At 75.4% G+C, this 16,685-nt stretch carries 14 protein-coding genes; 10 read left to right on the forward strand and 4 right to left on the reverse strand.

The window, feature by feature from the left end; translation table 11 throughout:
- Positions 1 to 86 precede the first annotated feature (86 nt).
- The 6 genes from OHB09_RS31710 to OHB09_RS31735 all read left to right on the forward strand — a co-directional run bounded on the left by OHB09_RS31710 (position 87) and on the right by OHB09_RS31735 (position 8,386).
- A complete protein-coding gene (locus tag OHB09_RS31710; protein ID WP_328922920.1) occupies positions 87 to 1,184 on the forward strand; it encodes a UbiA family prenyltransferase in 1,098 nt (365 codons plus the stop codon).
- Complete coding sequence (locus OHB09_RS31715) at positions 1,181 to 2,572, forward strand: protoporphyrinogen/coproporphyrinogen oxidase (protein ID WP_328922921.1); 1,392 nt, start codon at positions 1,181 to 1,183, stop codon at positions 2,570 to 2,572. The genes OHB09_RS31710 and OHB09_RS31715 overlap by 4 nt, the downstream gene beginning before the upstream one ends.
- A gap of 1 nt (position 2,573) precedes the next feature.
- Complete coding sequence (locus OHB09_RS31720) at positions 2,574 to 4,154, forward strand: AMP-binding protein (protein WP_040895115.1); 1,581 nt, start codon at positions 2,574 to 2,576, stop codon at positions 4,152 to 4,154.
- Between the two features lie 61 nt (positions 4,155 to 4,215).
- On the forward strand, positions 4,216 to 5,046 hold the full coding sequence (locus OHB09_RS31725; RefSeq protein WP_006140155.1) for a class I SAM-dependent methyltransferase: 831 nt from the start codon (positions 4,216 to 4,218) through the stop codon (positions 5,044 to 5,046).
- Entirely contained in the window at positions 5,043 to 6,758 is a 1,716-nt protein-coding gene (locus OHB09_RS31730) for a CoA transferase (protein WP_328922922.1), read from the forward strand. Before OHB09_RS31725 ends, OHB09_RS31730 begins: the two co-directional genes overlap by 4 nt.
- Positions 6,755 to 8,386 (forward strand): class I adenylate-forming enzyme family protein, encoded by a 1,632-nt coding sequence (locus tag OHB09_RS31735; RefSeq protein WP_328922923.1) that lies wholly within the window; start codon positions 6,755 to 6,757, stop codon positions 8,384 to 8,386. The genes OHB09_RS31730 and OHB09_RS31735 overlap by 4 nt, the downstream gene beginning before the upstream one ends.
- 36 nt (positions 8,387 to 8,422) lie before the next feature.
- On the opposite strand, the gene OHB09_RS31740 is transcribed toward OHB09_RS31735, so the two are convergent.
- Both OHB09_RS31740 and OHB09_RS31745 read right to left on the reverse strand, forming a co-directional pair.
- Complete coding sequence (locus tag OHB09_RS31740) at positions 8,423 to 9,331, reverse strand: glycoside hydrolase family 19 protein (protein ID WP_006140158.1); 909 nt, start codon at positions 9,329 to 9,331, stop codon at positions 8,423 to 8,425.
- 184 nt (positions 9,332 to 9,515) lie between these two features.
- Entirely contained in the window at positions 9,516 to 10,433 is a 918-nt protein-coding gene (locus OHB09_RS31745) for an MBL fold metallo-hydrolase (RefSeq protein ID WP_006140159.1), read from the reverse strand.
- A gap of 126 nt (positions 10,434 to 10,559) precedes the next feature.
- On the opposite strand from OHB09_RS31745, the gene OHB09_RS31750 reads away from it, so the two are divergent.
- Complete coding sequence (locus OHB09_RS31750; RefSeq protein ID WP_328922924.1) at positions 10,560 to 11,450, forward strand: AraC family transcriptional regulator; 891 nt, start codon at positions 10,560 to 10,562, stop codon at positions 11,448 to 11,450.
- Here the strand turns inward: OHB09_RS31750 and OHB09_RS31755 are convergent.
- Entirely contained in the window at positions 11,383 to 12,354 is a 972-nt protein-coding gene (locus tag OHB09_RS31755; RefSeq protein ID WP_328922925.1) for a helix-turn-helix domain-containing protein, read from the reverse strand. The genes OHB09_RS31750 and OHB09_RS31755 overlap by 68 nt on opposite strands.
- A 420-nt stretch (positions 12,355 to 12,774) precedes the next feature.
- Between OHB09_RS31755 and OHB09_RS31760 the strand changes: the two genes are divergently transcribed.
- Together OHB09_RS31760 and OHB09_RS31765 are read left to right on the forward strand one after the other, a co-directional pair.
- Positions 12,775 to 14,235 carry an MFS transporter gene (locus OHB09_RS31760; RefSeq protein ID WP_328727676.1) on the forward strand — a complete coding sequence of 487 codons (1,461 nt, stop codon included), beginning with the start codon at positions 12,775 to 12,777 and terminating at the stop codon, positions 14,233 to 14,235.
- A gap of 45 nt (positions 14,236 to 14,280) precedes the next feature.
- A complete protein-coding gene (locus OHB09_RS31765; RefSeq protein WP_319117706.1) occupies positions 14,281 to 14,676 on the forward strand; it encodes a GNAT family N-acetyltransferase in 396 nt (131 codons plus the stop codon).
- Positions 14,677 to 14,697: 21 nt separating this feature from the next.
- On the opposite strand, the gene OHB09_RS31770 is transcribed toward OHB09_RS31765, so the two are convergent.
- Entirely contained in the window at positions 14,698 to 15,558 is an 861-nt protein-coding gene (locus OHB09_RS31770) for a helix-turn-helix transcriptional regulator (RefSeq protein WP_093594882.1), read from the reverse strand.
- A 126-nt stretch (positions 15,559 to 15,684) separates the two neighbouring features.
- Here OHB09_RS31770 and OHB09_RS31775 point away from each other — a divergent pair, with 126 nt between their 5' ends.
- Positions 15,685 to 16,680, forward strand: coding sequence for an aldo/keto reductase (locus OHB09_RS31775; RefSeq protein ID WP_328922926.1), 996 nt, complete (start codon positions 15,685 to 15,687; stop codon positions 16,678 to 16,680).
- Positions 16,681 to 16,685 lie beyond the last annotated feature (5 nt).

Below are 16,685 nucleotides of genomic sequence, written 5' to 3' on the forward strand. Positions count from 1 at the left end.
ATGCCGGTGCGTCGAATGACGTGCCTGTCGATTCCCGTGCCTCCGCCGGGACCCGCCCGCGACCGCATGCACCCGGAGTGAATTCTGTGACCAGTGATTTCCGTATCAGTGATTCCCCGGCCAACGATTCAGAAATCGGTGATTCCTCGGCCAACGATTCAGTAATCGGTGATTCCCGGGCCAGGGATTCGCGGGGTGGTGGTTCTCCGGCCGGCGGTTCGGCGGGCCAGGGGCCCCCGCCCGGCGGCCCGCCCGCCGAGAGCCGGCTGCGCGCCTACGCCCGCCTGGGCAAGCTCGACGTCTACGACTACTACCCGGCCGTCGCCGTGGCGCTCTCGGCACTCGTTCTGCCCGGCGGCCGGCTCACCTCCGGGGCGCTCACGGCCTCGGCGCTCTTCCTGTGCGGCTCGGTCTTCGTGATCGTCGCGATGGTCGCCCTCGACGACGTCACCGGCTACCGCGACGGCAGCGACATCACCAACTACGGGCCGGACGACCCCCTGCGCAACAAACGCCGCAAGCCGCTGGTGTCCGGAGAGCTGACGGTCCGTCAGGCGCTCGTCTTCGCCCGCGTCACCGCCGTCATGGGCGCCCTCCTGTGGGCCGGCGCCGCCCTGACCGCCCCCCACCGGCCCACCTGGACACTGATGCTGCTCGCCGTCCTCTTCGTGGTGTCGCTGCAGTACTCCTACGGCCTGAAGATCAGCTACCACGGCTTCCAGGAGGCTTTCATCTGCGGACTGGGTGTCGGCATGGTGATGGCCACCTACGGACTGGCCGCCGGACACTTCTCCGGGTTCGTGCTCGTGCAGGGCGTGCTCTTCGGCCTCGGGCCGCTGATGTTCGGGGTGTACTCCAACACCAACGACATCCCCGGGGACCGCGCCGTGGGCCGCCCCACCGTGGCCGCCCTGACCACCCCCCGCGGCAACGCCGTCTTCGTCGGGGCGCTGTCCGCCGCCGAGTTCCTGCTCGGCCTCGCCGCCTCCGCCACCGGCCTCGCCCCGTGGTGGTTCGCGCCGCTGATGCTTCCCGTGACCGCCCTGCGCACCCGCCAGTACCTCCTCGGCTTCCGCACCGGGGACATCATGCGGGCCCGCCGGATCGGCTTCCGCGCGCACCGCCTCGGCTTCGTCCTGCTGATCGCCGCCAACCTCCTGGCCGGGGCGGAGGCCGCCGCATGAGCCCCGACCTCGACGTGGCCGTGATCGGCGCGGGCATCGCCGGCCTGACCACCGCGCACGAACTGCGGCGCGCCGGACTGGAGGTGCGCGTCTTCGAGGAACGGCCGTACGTGGGCGGCCGCATGCACTCCTTCCGGCACGACGGCTACACCATCGACGAGGGCGCCGAACAGATCTCCGCCCGCGGCTACCGCGCCACCTGGGAACTGCTCGCCCGCCTCGGCGTCACCGCCGCCGAGGTGCCCCGCATCGGCAGGGCCATCGGCGTGTGGCGGGACGGGCGCGCCCACCCGGGTGTCGCCGACCCCTCCGCGGTCCTGACCGGCGCCGGGCTCTCCCCACGCGCCCGCGCCGACCTCGCCCGCCTCCTGGCCTGGACGGCACGGCACCGCCGGCCCCTCGGCAGCGAACACCCCGAGCACAGCCCCGCGGGCGACCGCACCCTCGCCCGGTTCGCCCGCCGCTACCACCGGGACCTCCACGACTACCTCCTCCAGCCCGTCGCCTCCTGCTTCTTCGGCTGGGACACCACCCGCTCCGCCGCCGCGCCCCTGCTCGGCCTCCTGCACTCCGTGGGCCCCGTCTCCACCTGGCGGACCTACCACGACGGCATGGACCTCCTCGCCCGGCGGCTGGCCGGCGACCTCGACGTCGCCACCGCCCGCCCCGTGCGCGAGGTCGTCACCGAGGGGGACCGGGTCCGGCTGCGGACGGCCGGGGGCACCGTCACCGCCCGCGCGGCCGTCCTGTGCGTCCCCGCGCCCGTGGCCGCCCGGCTGCACGTCACCGCCCCCGAGGACGAACGCGCGCACCTCACCGCGTGCACCTTCACCCCCACCCTCAAGGTGAGCTGCCTGCTCGACCGGCCGCTCGCCCCGGCCTCCTCCACGGCCCTGTACGCGCTCCTCACCCCCGACGCCGAGGACGACACGCTCTCCGGCATCCTCGTCGACCACGCCAAACACCCCGGCCGCGCACCCGCCGGCAAGGGCCTGCTGACGCTCATGGCCGACCCGCGCCGCATCCCCGGACTGCGCGGTGCCTCCGAACGGGAGACCACCGACCTGCTCGTGGGCGCGGCCACCCGCTACGTCCCCGGCCTGCGGGAGGCCGCCCGCCGCCACTTCGTGCACCGCTTCACCCACGGCCTGCCCGAGGTCACCCCCGAGGCCCTGCGCGGCCGGGCCGCCTTCCAGGCCCGGCCCGCCCGCCCCGTCGAGTACGCCGGCGACTGGGTCCTGCTGCGCCCCGCCAGTGAGGCCGCCGTCCGCTCCGGGGCCCTGGCCGCCTCCCGGGTCCTCAGCCGGCTGCGCCCCGCCCCCACCACCGTCCGCACGGCCCGGCCGGCCGTCCCCGCACCGAGGAGCGAGGTCCGTGAAACCGCGTGACATGGGTGTCCTGTTCGACGAGTGCGCCGCACGCGGCAGTCGCACCACCGTCCACCTCGACCGCCCCTTCGACCTCGCCCCCGAGCGCGGCACCCGCTGGACCGTGCCCGGCCTCGCCGCCCTCGTCCGGGAGACGGCCGGCATGCTGGCCGCCGCCGGGGTCCGCCCCGGCGACCGGGTGGCCCTCGTCAAGCAGAACCACTGGGACTACGACCTGCTGGCCTGCGCCGCCGTCCGGATCGGCGCCGTGCCCGCACAGCTGTCCGCCCGGCTGTCCGGAGAGGCACTGGTGACGCTCCTCGCCCGGCTCTCCCCGGCCCTCCTCGTCACCTCCGCCCAGGTCCTCGCACGCGCCCGGCGCGAGGGCACCGACCCGGCCGCCGCGGCCGGCACCACCCTCGTCCTGGACGCCGAGGCGGACGTACCCGGCACCCTCGGCCCCGACGACGTCCGCGGCCACCCCGCGCCCCCGCCCGTCCGCAGGGGCGAGGACCGGCCACTGATCATCAACCACACCTCGGGCACCACCGGCGTGCCCAAACTCGTCACCCACTCCACCCGCACGATCATCGGCGAACTCGCCCGCTTCGAGAGCGTCCGCTACCCCCGCATCGGCGTACGGCGCGAGGACACCCTGCTCAACGCCAGTTCCTTCGCCCACGGGCGCACGTTCTGCTGGACCGCGAGCACGCTGTGCCTGGCCCCCGCCGAGATCGTCCTCGTCACCGGCCCGGACCCCGACCTCGCGGACCCGCTGCTGCGCACCCACCCGCCCACCCTCGTCGAGGCGACCCCCGCCACCTACGTCCGCCTCCGGCCGCTGACCGAGCGGCTGGACAACCCCTTCCGCGACGTCCGCCTCTTCGTCAGCACCTACGACGCCGTCCACCCGCCCACCGTCCGCGCCTACCTGACCGCCAGCCGGCACCGGGCCCCGCTGTGGATGCAGGGCTGGGGCCAGACCGAGACCGGTCCGCTCACCTTCCGCTTCCACACCCGGGCGAGCACCGAGGAGGGCCGCGGCCCCGGCAGCCGCAACCTCGGCCGGCCGGTACCCGTCAAGACCCGGCTGCGGGTGGTCGACCCCGACACCCTCCGGCCCGTGCCCCGGGGCCGGCCCGGAGTGGTGCTCGCCCGCACCAGGGCCCGCGCCCTCGGCTACGTCGGCGAGGAGGACCGCTGGGCCGCGAAACTGCTCGGCGACTGGTGGAACACCGGCGACATCGGCCGCCTGCGGCGGGACGGCAGCGTGGAACTGCTCGACCGCGAGGTCGACCACGGGCCCGGCCTGAGCTGCCTGCGGGCCGAGGACGTGCTGGAGGAACGGCTGCCCTCGGCACTGGAATGCCTCGTGCTGAGCGGCGCCGAGGGCCCGCCCCTGCCCGTGGTCGTCACCGCCGACGGGCACCTGGACGCGGACGCCTGGCGCACCGCGACGCACGGCCTGCCGCCCCTGGCCGCACCCGTCGCCCTCACCTGGGATCAGGTCCCGCGCACCGACACCGGCAAGGTCCGCCGCACGGTGCTGCTGCGGCAGCTCACCGGCACGGCCGGCACCGGCGGCTCCGGCCGCTGGACCTGAACGAGGACCACCGCGGGGCCCACGACAGGGGCCCGCGACACGGAAGGGAGCAAGACACCGCATGCCCGCACACCTGGTCGAGGACCCCGGCTACGTCTTCGACGACGACGAGGCGCACCGCCGGGAACAGCACCGCTGCCTCGCCGAGGCCTACGACGCCGCCACCTTCGCGCGGCTCGCGGAGACCGGGGTCACGCGCGGCTGGCGCTGCCTGGAGATCGGCTCGGGCGGCGGCAGCGTCGCCGCCTGGCTCGCCGAGCGCGTCGCCCCGGACGGCGAGGTCCTCGCCACCGACCTCGCGCCGCACCGCATCCCGCACCGGCCCGGGCTGACCGCGCTGCGGCACGACGTGGCCACCGACCCGCTCCCCGAGGCCGCCTTCGACCTCGTCTTCGCCCGCCTCGTCCTCCAGCACGTGCCCGAACGGCTCGCCGTCCTCGGCAAGCTGGCGCGGGCACTGAAACCGGGCGGCCGGCTGCAGATCGAGGAGTTCGACACCTCCTACGAGCCGCCCCTGCTCACCCCCGACGAGGAATCGGCACGCCTGTACGAGAGATTCCTCGCCACCAAGTGCGCCGTCATGCGGGCCGCCGGCGGCGATCCCGAGTGGGGGCGGCGCGCCCCGGCCGCGATGCGGGCCGCCGGACTCGTCGACGTCGACCCCAGGCCCCGCGTCGAACTGCGCACCGCCGACTCGCCCGGACTGCGGCTGCAGCTCCACCACACCCACCACCTGCGGGACAAACTCCTCGCGGCCGGAATGACGGACGAACAGCTCGACCGCGTACGGGCGTTGATGCGGGACCCCGGCTTCCGGGCCGCCTCCAGCGTCCTCTACTCGGTACAGGCTCGCCGCCCCCTCGACGGGCCCCTCCCGGGAGCCAGCCGATGACCCTCGCCGTGCCGCCCGCCCGCACCGGCCCGGACGTCGCCAGGCGCGTGGCCGGACGGCTGCTCGCCCTGACCGGCGCACCGGACACCGCCGCAGTCACCTGCGCCGTCGACTGGTCGGGCCCACTGGACCTCGCCCTGTCCGGGGAACGGGACGTCCAGGCGGCCTGCGGCCTCATGCACGTCCACGGCCGCGCCGCCGGCCGGCCCACCCCGCTCGCCGTGGACTACGCCTCCACCGTCGCCGGCGTCCTCGCCGCCCAGGGCGTGACCGCTGCCCTGATCGCCCGCACCAGGGGCGCCCGCCCCGCCGCCGTGCGCACCTCGGTCGCCCAGGCGGCGCTGCTCGCCCTCACCCAGTACCTGGCGGCGGCGACCGCCGAGGAGGACGGCACCCCCGAGCCCTCCGGGGCGGACGGCCCCGGAGCCCCCGGATTCGTCTCCCGCGACGGCGTCCGCCTCGAACTCGAAGCCCTCGACGCCGAACCGTGGATCGCCTTCTGGCGGCGGCTCGGCGCACCGCCGGACGCCGTCCGCCGAGGCTGGCGCGCCTTCCAGGGACGGTTCGCGACCGCCGTCAGCCCGCTGCCGCCCGCGCTGGCCGCCACCGTCCGCGGCCTGCCGTTCACCGTGCTGCGGGCGGCGGCGGACGCGGCCGGGGCGAGCCTGCTGGCCGTGCGGGAGGACCCGGCACCTCCGGCCGGCGTCCCCCCGTGGACACTCGCCCCGCTCCCGGGCGGCGGCGCCCCCCGCCCGGCCGGGCCGGACACCGCGCCGCCCCTGGACGGACTGCGTGTCGTGGAGTCGACACGACGCGTCCAGGGGCCGCTGGCCGGCCACCTCCTGCGCCTGCTGGGCGCGGAGGTCGTCCGCGTCGAACCCCCCGGCGCCGACCCGATGCGCGGCATCCCGCCCCTGACGGGCGACTGCTCGGCCCGGTTCGCCGCCCTCAACGCGGGCAAGACCGTCGTCGAGGCCGACCTCACCACCGGGTCCGGACGCGCGCGGGTGCGCGAACTGGTCCGCGGGGCCGACGTCTTCCTGCACAACTGGGCGCCCGGCAAGGCGGCCGCCCTCCGCCTGGACGCCGGGGACCTCGGCCGGGTGCGGCCCTCCCTCGTGTACGCCTGGGCGTCCGGCTGGGGCGAGGCACTCGGCCCCCGGCCACCGCTGGGCACCGACTACCTCGTCCAGGCCCGCAGCGGCCTCGCCGCCGCCCTCCGCCCGGCCGGCGAAGCGCCCACGCCCTCCCTGATGACCCTCACCGACGTCCTCGGCGGACTCCTCAGCGCCCAGGCCGTCCTCGCGGCACTGCTCGAACGGCTGCGCAGCGGACAGGGCCGGCGGGCGGACTCCTCGCTGTACTCCGCCGCCGCGCTCGTCCCACGCCCGCGACACCGTGTCCACTGGGGCCCGTACGACCGTCCGCTGGCCACGGGCGAGGGCCACCTGTGGCTGGGGCCCGAGGCCCGGGCCCACCCCGAGCGCGTGGCCCGCGCGCTGGGCGCCCCGGCCACGGGGGACCCCGAGGCACTCGCCGCCCGCGCCCGCGCCCTGACCGCCGGCGCGCTGCTGCCCCGGCTGGCGGCGGCCGGAGTCTCCGCGCTCCCCGTGTGCACCGACCTCGCCGCCCTGGCCCGCGACCCCCGCCTCGCCCCCGCGCTCCACACCGGCGCCTACGCCGCCCCCCGCACCCCCTGGGAGTTCGCATGACGCGCCTATGGACCTCCTCGGCCGGCGTGGAGATCCGCGACCTGGTGCCCGCCGCGCTGCGCCGCTCCTGGGTCGCCCGCGGCCACTGCCCCGACCGCGACCTCTACTCGCTCTTCGCCGCCCATGTGCGCGCCCACCCCACCCGCACGGCCGTCGTCGACGCGGCGGGCGCCCTCGACTACGCCGGCCTCGACGCGGAGGTGCGCCACCTCGCCGCCCGCCTGGCCGAACGAGGCCTGGGCGCACGGGACATCATCGCCGTCCGGGTGCCCGACGGGCGCCGCGCGGTGGCCGCGGAACTCGCCGTCGCGGCACTGGGCGCCCTCGTCCTGCCCTACCCGCCCGGGCACGGCAGCCGGGGCCCCGCGAGCCTCCTCGCCCGCTCCCGGGCCCGTGCGGTGATCGTCGAGCACGCCCGCGACGCACTGCCGGACACCCCGCTCCCGCACCTGGAGGCCGTGTTCTCCTGGGGGGAATCGGCACACCCGAAGGGAGTCCGGCTCACCGCCCCCGCACGGGAGCCGTTCCGGCCGCGTCCCGTCGACCCGGAGGCGCCCGCACGCATCCTCGTCTCCTCCGGGTCCGAGGCCGAACCGAAGATGGTCGCCTACTCCCACAACGCGATGGCGGGCGGCCGCGCCAACTACCTGCGCGCCCTGGCCTGCGGCGACCCGGAGGGCATGCGCAACCTCGTCCTCGTGCCGCTCGCCTCCTCCTTCGGCTCCCTCGGCACCTCCGTCACCGTGGCCGCCCTGGGCGCCACGCTGCTGGTCCAGCGGGCCTTCGACCCGGGGGAGGCGCTGCGGACGCTCACCGCGCACCGCCCGACGCACGTCTTCGGCGTCCCCACGATGCTGCGCCGGCTCGCCGAGGCGCCCCCGCCGCCCGGCGAGGACCTGAGCGGGCTGCGCGCCCTCGTCTCCAGCGGCGCGGCACTCCCCGAGGCCACGGCGGCACTCTGCGTCCGCCGCTTCGGACGCCCGGTCGTCACCGTCTACGGCTCCTCCGACGGCGTCAACTGCCACACCGCCGCCACCGGACTGTCCCCGGAGACCGGCACCGGCCTGCCCGATCCGGCCGTCACCGAACTACGGGTGGCCCCCGGCACCGGCGAGATCCTCGCCCGGGGCCCCATGACGCCGCTGTGCCACGTGGCGGCGCCCGAGCTCGACCTGCGGCACCGCACCCCGGACGGCTGGGTCCGCACCGGCGACCGGGGCCGCCTGGACGCCCACGGCAGGCTCCACGTCCTCGGCCGCCTCCGGGGGACCGTCCTGCGCGGCGGCTACACCATCAGCCCCGCCGAGGTCGAGGAGGCACTCGCCGCCCACCCCGCCGTCGCCGAGGCCGCCTGTGTCGGCGTGCCCGACGAGGAACTGGGTGAGCGCCTGTGCGCCTGCGTGCGCCAGCCGCCCGGCACCCCCGCGCTCACCCTGCGGGACCTCACCGGCTACCTGGAGACCGCCCGCGGACTGGAACGCCGCAAACTCCCCGAACTCCTGCTCCGGGTGACCGAGATGCCACTCGGCCCGACCGGCAAGATCTGCCGCAGGACGCTCACCCGGCTGGCGGTGGCCGGAGCGACCCGCCCCGGCGCACCGCGCGACCGGGCGCACCCGTCCGCCTGACCGTCGGGCGGACGGGGCTTCGGGCCGGACGGTCCGTCAGCAGTACAGGTTCCCGCCCGCCGACGTGCCGAGGAGGCCCACGAACCGCTGGTAGGCGTCCACCCGGCTCTGGACCTGTGCGGGGTTGCGGCCGTCGCACTCCAGGGAGCCGTTGATGCTGCGGATGGTCTGGCCGAAGCCCGCGCCGTTGACCATCGCGTTGTGCGGGGTCATGCTGCCCGGGCCCGACTGGGTGTTCCAGTACCACAGGCCCGTCTTCCAGGCGACGGAGGCGTCGGACTGCACCAGGCCCGGGTTGTTGAGCAGGTCGATGCCGAGGGCGTCGCCGGCCGCCTTGTAGTTGAAGTTCCAGCTGAGCTGGATGGGGCCGCGGCCGTAGTACGCCGACTGGCCCGCGGGGCAGCCGTAGGGCTGGTTCCAGTCGCAGTAGTGCGGGTAGTTGGCGGTGTTCTGCTCCACGACGTACACCAGCCCGCCGGTCTCGTGGCTGACGTTGGCGAGGAACGCCGCCGCCTCCTGCTTCCTGACGGTGTCGCTGCCGGTGTTGGCGAAGCCGGGGTAGGCGCTCAGTGCGGCCCGCAGACCGCTGTACGTGTAGAACGAGTTCCGGTTCGGGAACATCTGGTTGAACTGCGCCTCGCTCACCACGAAGCCGGAGGGGTTGGTGGAGCCGCCGTCGTCGCAGGCGTAGGGCTCCCAGTACCAGGTGCTGATGGTGGGGTCGTAGCCCGGGTTGTCGTGCTCGGCGATGTACGCCCTGCCGTCGGTGTAGCGGACGATGTCGCCGGTGGCGTAGGACCGTCCGGCCGCCCAGCTCGGGTAGCTGGAACAGGACGCGGCGGCCGTCGCGGAGGCGGGGGTGGACGACAGCAGCGGCGCGGCGGTGCCGAGCACGAGCGTGGCCAGGAGGGCGGAAAGGCGAGCGGAGAGTCGGCGCTTGGGCACGGGACCACTTCCTCGGGGTACGGGCCGCACCGAGGGCAGGGCGAAGCCTGCCGCGTACACGCCGGCGGGGACCGGCGGTCGTCACGGTGCGGCCGCGGTGGGGGGTGACACCCACTCAAGCGCATTGGTATGTACCAGTCAAGGTATAGACCAATAGGATCTCCGCTCCGCCCCGCCTCCCCGCTCAGTCGGTCCCGGGCGCCCAGCCGCTCACCGCGAAGCGGCTGCCGTCCCGCCGGACCTCGACCGCGCCCGGGCCCGCGAAGTGCGCCGGAACCACCAGTTCCCGCCGGTCCGCGGCCTGTTCGAGCACCGCCCGGCGGGTCGCGGCGGCCGCGCGCGGATCCTCGCAGAAGCAGCTGTTGAACCGGGGGTCGAGGATCTGCACGGGGCTGTGCAGCATGTCCCCGACGAAGACGGCGCGGTCCCCGCCGGAGGACAGCCGGACGACCGAGGAGCCCGGGGTGTGCCCCGGCGCGGGCTCCAGGGTCAGGTGCGCGTCGACACGGTGGCCGCCCTCCCACAGCACGGCACGGTCGAGCACCGGCGTGACGCTGTCCTCGTACACCAAGTGGCTCCCCTCGCGCCGCCGTTGCTCGTACTCGTCCCGGGGGACGGGCCGGCGGTGGGCGTTGCGGGGGTCGAAGTACTCCTTGTCGGCCTTCGGGATCAGATAGGTGGCGTTCGGGAAGGTCGGGACCCAGGAGTCGCCGTCCAGGCGGGTGTTCCAGCCGACGTGGTCGTAGTGGACATGCGTGTTGATCACGACGTCCACGTCCTCGGGCCGGACGCCGGCCCGCGCCAGACGGTCCAGGAAGTCCGTGCGCAGATGGTCGAAGAGGGGCACCTGCGGCCGGGTCCGGTCGTTGCCCGCCCCCGTGTCCACCAGGACCACCCTGCCCTCGCTGCGCAGCACCCAGGTCTGGACGGCGCCGTGGTACGCGTCGGTCTCCGGACGCCAGTGGTCCGGGGCCAGCCAGGACTCGTTCTCGCGCCAGATCTCCGGCGGACTGTCCGGGATCATGAACCGGGCGGGGGCGATCTCGCCCTGCCACTCGACCACCTTCGTGACCTCGACCTCGCCGAGCCGGAAACGCTGCATAGTGTGCATACGGCCACGCTAGGACGGACCGGTGAGCGAATCCATGCGCAAACGACTCATTCACCTGCGCGATCGTCTCAACGGCGGCACTTCCGGTGCGCCGGCCGCTCCGGGTACGGTGAAGGCGTGGACGTACTCAGCGACGTGATCACCACGATGCGCACCGGCCGTCCGGCCTCCCGCCGGCTCCGGGTGGACGCGCCCTGGTGCTACCGGTTCGACCCCTACGAGGGCGCCGGCTTCCACATCCTGCTGCGCGGCACCGGCTGGCTGCTCGCCGAGGGCGCCGAACCCGTGCCGCTGGCCACCGGCGACGTCGTCCTGGTGCCGCACGGCAGCGCCCACGTCCTCTCCCACGTGCCCCGGCCCGAGGGGGCGGTCCCGCTCGACGACGCGGAGGCGGAACCGGAGGGACGCGTCGAGTTCCTGTGCGGCAAGTACCGCCTCGACCACACGCGCGGGCACCCCCTGCTCGGCTCGCTGCCCGACGTCGTCCACCTTCCCGCCGGACCCGGCCGCCACGCTGAGCTGCGCGCGGCCGTCGACCTCCTGGCGGCCGAGGTGACCGGCGGCCGCTCGGGCCGGGACGCCGTCGTCTCCGGGCTGCTGGACCTCCTGCTCGTCTACATGGCGCGCGCCTGGTTCGAGGAGCACCCCGAGGACGGCTGGCCGCGCGCCCTGCGCGACCGCGAGGTCGCCGCCGTGCTGGAGGCGCTGCACACCGAGCCCGCCGCGCCCTGGCGGCTGGAGGAGCTCGCCGCCCGCGTCGGCCTGTCCCGCGCGACCCTGGCCCGGCGCTTCACCGCGCTCACCGGGCAGCCGCCGATGACCTACCTGACCTGGTGGCGGATGACCAGCGCGGCCCATCTGCTGCGGACCGGCGAGCAGCCGCTCACCGCCGTGGCGCGGCAGGTCGGCTACGGCTCGCCGTTCGCGTTCTCACACGCCTTCAAACGCCACTTCGGCCGGACACCCGCCCAGTTCCGTTCGGACGCCTCCCCGCCGGAACCACGCTGACGGCGGCACGCGGGGGCCGGTCCCCGTTCCCGGCCGCCGCCGGGGCGGGCGCCACCGCGTCGCCCGACTCCAGGCGCAGCATCGCCTCCTCGTCCGGGGTGCCCGGCGCCGCCTGGTAGACCACCATCCGCTGGCCACCCGTCCGGGCCAGCCGCATGACCTCGTAGGTGAGGGTCATCACGCCCACCGCCGGATGCCGGAAGCGCTTCTGTCCGCCGCCGCGCTCGCAGACGTCGTACCGTTCCCAGAGACGCGCGAACTCCGGTGACTTCAGAGTCAGTTCGCCGACCAGTGCGGTCAGTTCGGGGTCGTCGGGATCCGCTCCGGCGACCGCCCTGAGGTGGGCGAGCGAGGAGGTGACCGTGTCCTCCCAGGACTCGTACAGCGTGCGGCCGACCGGATGGAGGAAGAGGTAGCGGGTCAGGTTGCGCCGCTCCTCCGGCCAGTCCCACAGACCGGGCAGCAGCCGCCGGCCGGGCGGATTGGCGGCCAGCACCCGGTTGTAGCGGCTCACCACGTACCCGGGCAGCGGACGGACCGATTCCAGCATCCGCAGCACCGAGTCGCGCACGGTGTGGTCCGCGGAGGCGGGCAGCTCGCCGACCCTCCCCGAGGCCAACTCGGCCAGCTCGTGCAGCCGTTCGTAGCCGTCCCCGCGCAGCCGCAGGGCGCGCCCGAGGGCGTCGAGGACGGCGGGGGAGGGGTTGGTCTCGCGGCCCCGCTCCAGCCGGATGTAGTAGTCGACGCTGACCCCGGCCAGCGCGGCAAGCTCCTCCCGGCGCAGCCCCGGAGTGCGGCGCAGTCCCGCGCCCGCCGGAAGCCCCACCTCCTCGGGCCGCACCTGCGCCCTGCGGGCCTTCAGGTATCTGCCGAGTTCGGTGCCCCGCGCTTCCGTCGCTGCCATCCGGCCATTCTCGCAGGAGGTGACGGCGTGTGGGGGGCCGTGTCAGGGCCAGGAACCCCGCACCCCGGGAACGAGGCGGTCTGCCGCGCGGGGGCGCGGCGGAGGAGAGTCGATGCCGGAGCGGGCGGCCCGGCCGCCGGGGACCAGGGGGTGCGAGACACCGGTCCGCGTCCCCGACGGTCCGTGGCCGCCCGCCCGCCCGTCGCATCCGCAGGCCGGTGGTGGCGCGTGAGCCCACCCCCACGCCCTCACCGGCCGCGATCCGCACACCGGCCGCGATCCGCACACCGGCCGCGATCCGCACACCGGCCATCCGCACACCGGCCATCCGCACACCGGCCATCCGCACACCGGCCACCCGCACACCGGTCCCCGCGCCCCGGGAACCGCCCCGGGTGCCCGACCGCCCAAGGAGTCACCATGCCGCCCACACCGTCCCCCTCCTCCACGCCGACCACACGGACCACACCGACCGCACGGACGACGCCGACCGAGCCCACCGTGCCGGCCGCTCCCCGGTCCCGGCCGGGCCCCCCGGGCGGCAGCGGCGGGGGAGCGGGCCTGCTCGCCTCACTGCTCGGCTTCACGGTCATCACCATCGACGTCTCCGCCGTCAACATCGCCCTCCCCGCCATCGGGAACTCCCTGCACGGCGGCATGACCGGGCTGCAGTGGGTCGTGGACGCGTACACCCTGATGTGCGCGGCCCTCATGCTCTCCGCCGGTGCCCTCGCCGACCGTGCCGGTGCCCGCCGCGCCTACGCCTGGGGCGTCGCCCTGTTCACCCTCGCCTCCCTCGGCTGCGCGCTGGCGCCCGGCATCGGGGCGCTCGTCGCCGCGCGCGCGGCGCAGGGCGCCGCGGCCGCCGTCGTCATGCCGGCCTCCCTCGCACTGATCCGCCAGGTCTACGAGGACCCGCGGGCCCGGGCCCGCGCCCTCGCCCTGTGGGCGGTCGGCGGCTCGGTGGCGATGGCCGCCGGCCCGGTGCTGGGCGGTCTGCTCACCGACGCGGCCGGCTGGCGGGCGGTGTTCCTGCTCAACCTGCCGGTGGGCGTGGTGATCCTGGGCCTGCTGGCGCGGGTGCCGCGCTCCCCGTCCCGGCCCGCCGCCCTGGACCTCGGCGGCCAGGCGACCGCCGTACTCGCCCTCGCGGGGCTGGCCTTCGCGGTGATCGAGGGCGGCCACCGGGGCTGGAGCAGCGCGCCCGTGCTCGCCGCCGCCGTGCTCGCCCTCGTCTGCGCCGTGGCCTTCCGGGTGGTGGAGGCCCGGCATCCGCGGCCGATGGTGCCGCTCGGCATGCTGGCGGAGCGCCGGGTGTCCGTGCCGCTCGCGGTCGGGTTCGCGGTCAACGCCGCCTTCTACGGAGGCATCTTCGTCCTCGGGCTGTACTACCAGCAGATGCGGGGGATGTCGGGGACCGAGGCCGGGCTGATGTTCGTGCCCCTGTCGGCGGTGGTGACCGTGACGAACCTGCTCTCGCCCAGGCTCGCCGAGCGGTACGGGCGGCGGCCGGTGCTCGTGGCCGGGCAACTGGTGTTCGCCGGGGCGATGGTGGCGATGCTGCCGCTGGCGGCGCACACCCCGCTGTGGCTCGTCCTGGTCCTGCTGCTGCCGCTGAGCATCGGCGGGGCGGTGGTGGTCCCCGCGCTCACCGCGCTCCTGATGGACGCCGTCCCCGGGGAGCGCGCGGGCACCGCCTCGGGGCTGCTCAACTCCCTGCGCCAGACCGGCGGCGCCCTCGCCGTCGCCCTCTTCGGCAGCCTGCTGGCAGGCCCCGGCGGCGCGTTCTCGCTGCCGGGCATGCGCGCTGGCCTCCTCGCCGTCGCCGTACTGCTGCTCGCCACCGCCGCGCTCTCCCGCGTGCTGCTGCCGCGCGAGTGAGGTATTGCCGCGAGGGGCCGGCGGTGCCTCGCCTACGCTCGGGGCATGACGATCCGGTACACATGGCGGGGCGGCTTCGACAACGCCGCCCTCGAGACGCTGCACGCCGAGGGATTCGGGCACCCGGCCGGGAACACCGACTGGCGTGCCCGGCTGGAACGCCACAGCCTCGGCTGGGTGTGCGCCCTGCGCGAGGACGCCCTGGTCGGCTTCGTCAACGTGGTCGGGGACGGCGGCGCGCACGCCTTCCTGCTGGACACGGTCGTCGCCCGCGGCGAGCGGGGGAGCGGGATCGGCACCGCGCTCGTCGCCCGCGCGGCGCAGGAGGCTTGCGCCGCCGGGTGCGAGTGGCTGCACGTCGACTTCGAGGAGCACCTGCGACACTTCTACCTCGAGGGGTGCGGCTTCCGGGAGACGGCGGCGGGACTCCTCGCCCTGTGACATCCGGGGCGCGGCCCGCGCTCACCGCGCGGGCGGGCGCGGCGTTCCGGCCGTGAACTCCTCGCTGCCGAGGACCCGCAGCAGCTCCAGCCGTTCACGGGTCTCCGTGTCCGCCGGGGTGAGCACCAGCAGTTGCTGGTTCCGGTCGGGGGTCACCAGCGTCTCGCAGTCCATCACCAGCTGCCCCACCCGCGGATGCAGGAAGGTCTTGCGGTCGGCGCGCCGCACCGCCACCTCGTGCTCCTGCCACAGCCGGTCGAACTCGGAGCTCGCCGCCCGCAGCCGCGAGACGAGCCCGGCGACCTCCGGGTCGCCGGCCCGGCGTCCCGCGGCCGCGCGCAGATCGGCCACGAGCCCGCGTGAGTGGTGCTCCCACTCCCGCGGCGGGCGGACCGCCCGGACCTCGGGCTCGGTGAACCAGCGGTGGGCCAGATAGCGCCGGTCACCGGTGAGGCCCGTGTCCGCGCCTCCGACGAGCGTCGACATCCGGTTCCGGGCGAGGACCTCGCCGAGGTCGGAGAGGACCACGGCCGGGGTGTCGCCGAGCAGGTCGAGCATGCGGATCAGCCCGGCGCGGGCCATCCGGGCCACCCCTTCGGCGGGCGGCGGCCGGTGCCCCGCCAGGTGGAACAGGTGGGCGCGCTCGTCCTCGGACAGCCGCAGCGCCCGGGACAGCGCCCCGAGCAGCTGCGGCGAGGGCTGACTGCTGCGGCCCTGCTCCAGCCGAACGACGTAGTCCACGGACATGCCCGCCAGCATGGCCACCTCCTCCCTGCGCAGACCGGCGGTACGGCGGCGGGGGCCGTCGGGGATCCCCACCTCGGCCGGACGGATCGCCTCACGGCGGCGGCGCAGGAAATCGGCGAGCTGCTCACGTTCCATACGCCCATGGTCCTCCCGGGCCGGCGGCGCATCCAGGGAGCGCCGCTCCCATGAGACACGCTCCGCTTTCGCGCCCCGCGGCGGCCGACCACAGTGGTGGTGCACCGACGAACCGAGGAGCGAACGATGCAAGAGCGAACCCTGGGCAGCACCGGACCGGCCGTCTCCGCGCTGGGGCTGGGCGCGATGAGCATGTCCGGCGTCTACGGCGAGACCGACCGCGCCGAGAGCATCGCCACCGTGCACGCGGCCCTGGACGCCGGCGTCACGCTGATCGACACCGGCGACTTCTACGGCATGGGCCACAACGAGATGCTGCTCGCCGAGGCGCTGCGCGGCCGGGACCGGGACAGCTACCAGCTGAGCGTCAAGTTCGGCGAGCTGCGGGGCCCGCTGCCGGGGCCCGGCACGCGGGACTGCCGCCCCGAGGCGGTACGGAACTTCCTCGCCTACTCCCTGGCCCGGCTGGGCGCCGACCACATCGACATCTACCGTCCCGCCAGGCTCGACCCGGCGGTGCCGATCGAGGAGACGGTGGGCGCGATCAAAGAGCTGATCGAGGCCGGGTACGTACGCCATCTGGGCCTGTCCGAGGTCGACGCGGCCACGATCCGCCGGGCGCACGCCGTGCATCCGGTCGCCGACCTGCAGATCGAGTACTCGGTGCTCTCCCGCGCGGTGGAGCCCGAGATCCTGCCCACCCTGCGGGAACTCGGCATCGGCATGACGGCGTACGGCGTCCTCGGCCGCGGCCTGCTCTCCGGCCACTGGCAGGCCGGCCAGGAGGCCGCCCCGGGCGACTTCCGCGCCCACAGCCCGCGGTTCGCGAAGGAGAACGTCGCGCACAACCTGGCCCTCGTGGAGGCCCTGCGGACGGTCGCCGAGGCGAAGGGGTGCACGGTCGCCCAGCTCGTCATCGCCTGGGTGGCCGCGCGGGGCGAGGACATCGTGCCGCTGGTCGGCGCGCGGACCCGGGAACGACTGGCGGAGGCGCTGCCCGCGCTGGAGGTGCGGCTCACCGAGGACGACCTCGCCGCGATCGAGAAGGCGGTTCCGAGGGGCGCCGCGCGCGGCGACCGCTACCCGGCGGGGGCCATGTCCGCCCTGGGCGTGGGGAACTGAGCGCC

Origin of the sequence: Streptomyces griseoaurantiacus, assembly GCF_036189845.1 — a bacterium.
Classification (GTDB): Bacteria; Actinomycetota; Actinomycetes; order Streptomycetales; family Streptomycetaceae; genus Streptomyces; species Streptomyces griseoaurantiacus.

Excerpts from the sequence above, each read along its gene's own strand:
- OHB09_RS31715 (WP_328922921.1), top strand. The coding sequence starts at position 1,181 with ATGAGCCCCGACCTCGACGTGGCCGTGATCGGCGCGGGCATCGCCGGC.
- OHB09_RS31720 (WP_040895115.1), top strand. The coding sequence starts at position 2,574 with ATGGGTGTCCTGTTCGACGAGTGCGCCGCACGCGGCAGTCGCACCACC.
- OHB09_RS31725 (WP_006140155.1), top strand. The coding sequence starts at position 4,216 with ATGCCCGCACACCTGGTCGAGGACCCCGGCTACGTCTTCGACGACGAC.
- OHB09_RS31730 (WP_328922922.1), top strand. The coding sequence starts at position 5,043 with ATGACCCTCGCCGTGCCGCCCGCCCGCACCGGCCCGGACGTCGCCAGG.
- OHB09_RS31735 (WP_328922923.1), top strand. The coding sequence starts at position 6,755 with ATGACGCGCCTATGGACCTCCTCGGCCGGCGTGGAGATCCGCGACCTG.
- OHB09_RS31745 (WP_006140159.1), bottom strand. The coding sequence starts at position 10,433 with ATGCAGCGTTTCCGGCTCGGCGAGGTCGAGGTCACGAAGGTGGTCGAG.
- OHB09_RS31755 (WP_328922925.1), bottom strand. The coding sequence starts at position 12,354 with ATGGCAGCGACGGAAGCGCGGGGCACCGAACTCGGCAGATACCTGAAG.
- OHB09_RS31760 (WP_328727676.1), top strand. The coding sequence starts at position 12,775 with ATGCCGCCCACACCGTCCCCCTCCTCCACGCCGACCACACGGACCACA.
- OHB09_RS31765 (WP_319117706.1), top strand. The coding sequence starts at position 14,281 with ATGACGATCCGGTACACATGGCGGGGCGGCTTCGACAACGCCGCCCTC.
- OHB09_RS31770 (WP_093594882.1), bottom strand. The coding sequence starts at position 15,558 with ATGGAACGTGAGCAGCTCGCCGATTTCCTGCGCCGCCGCCGTGAGGCG.
- OHB09_RS31775 (WP_328922926.1), top strand. The coding sequence starts at position 15,685 with ATGCAAGAGCGAACCCTGGGCAGCACCGGACCGGCCGTCTCCGCGCTG.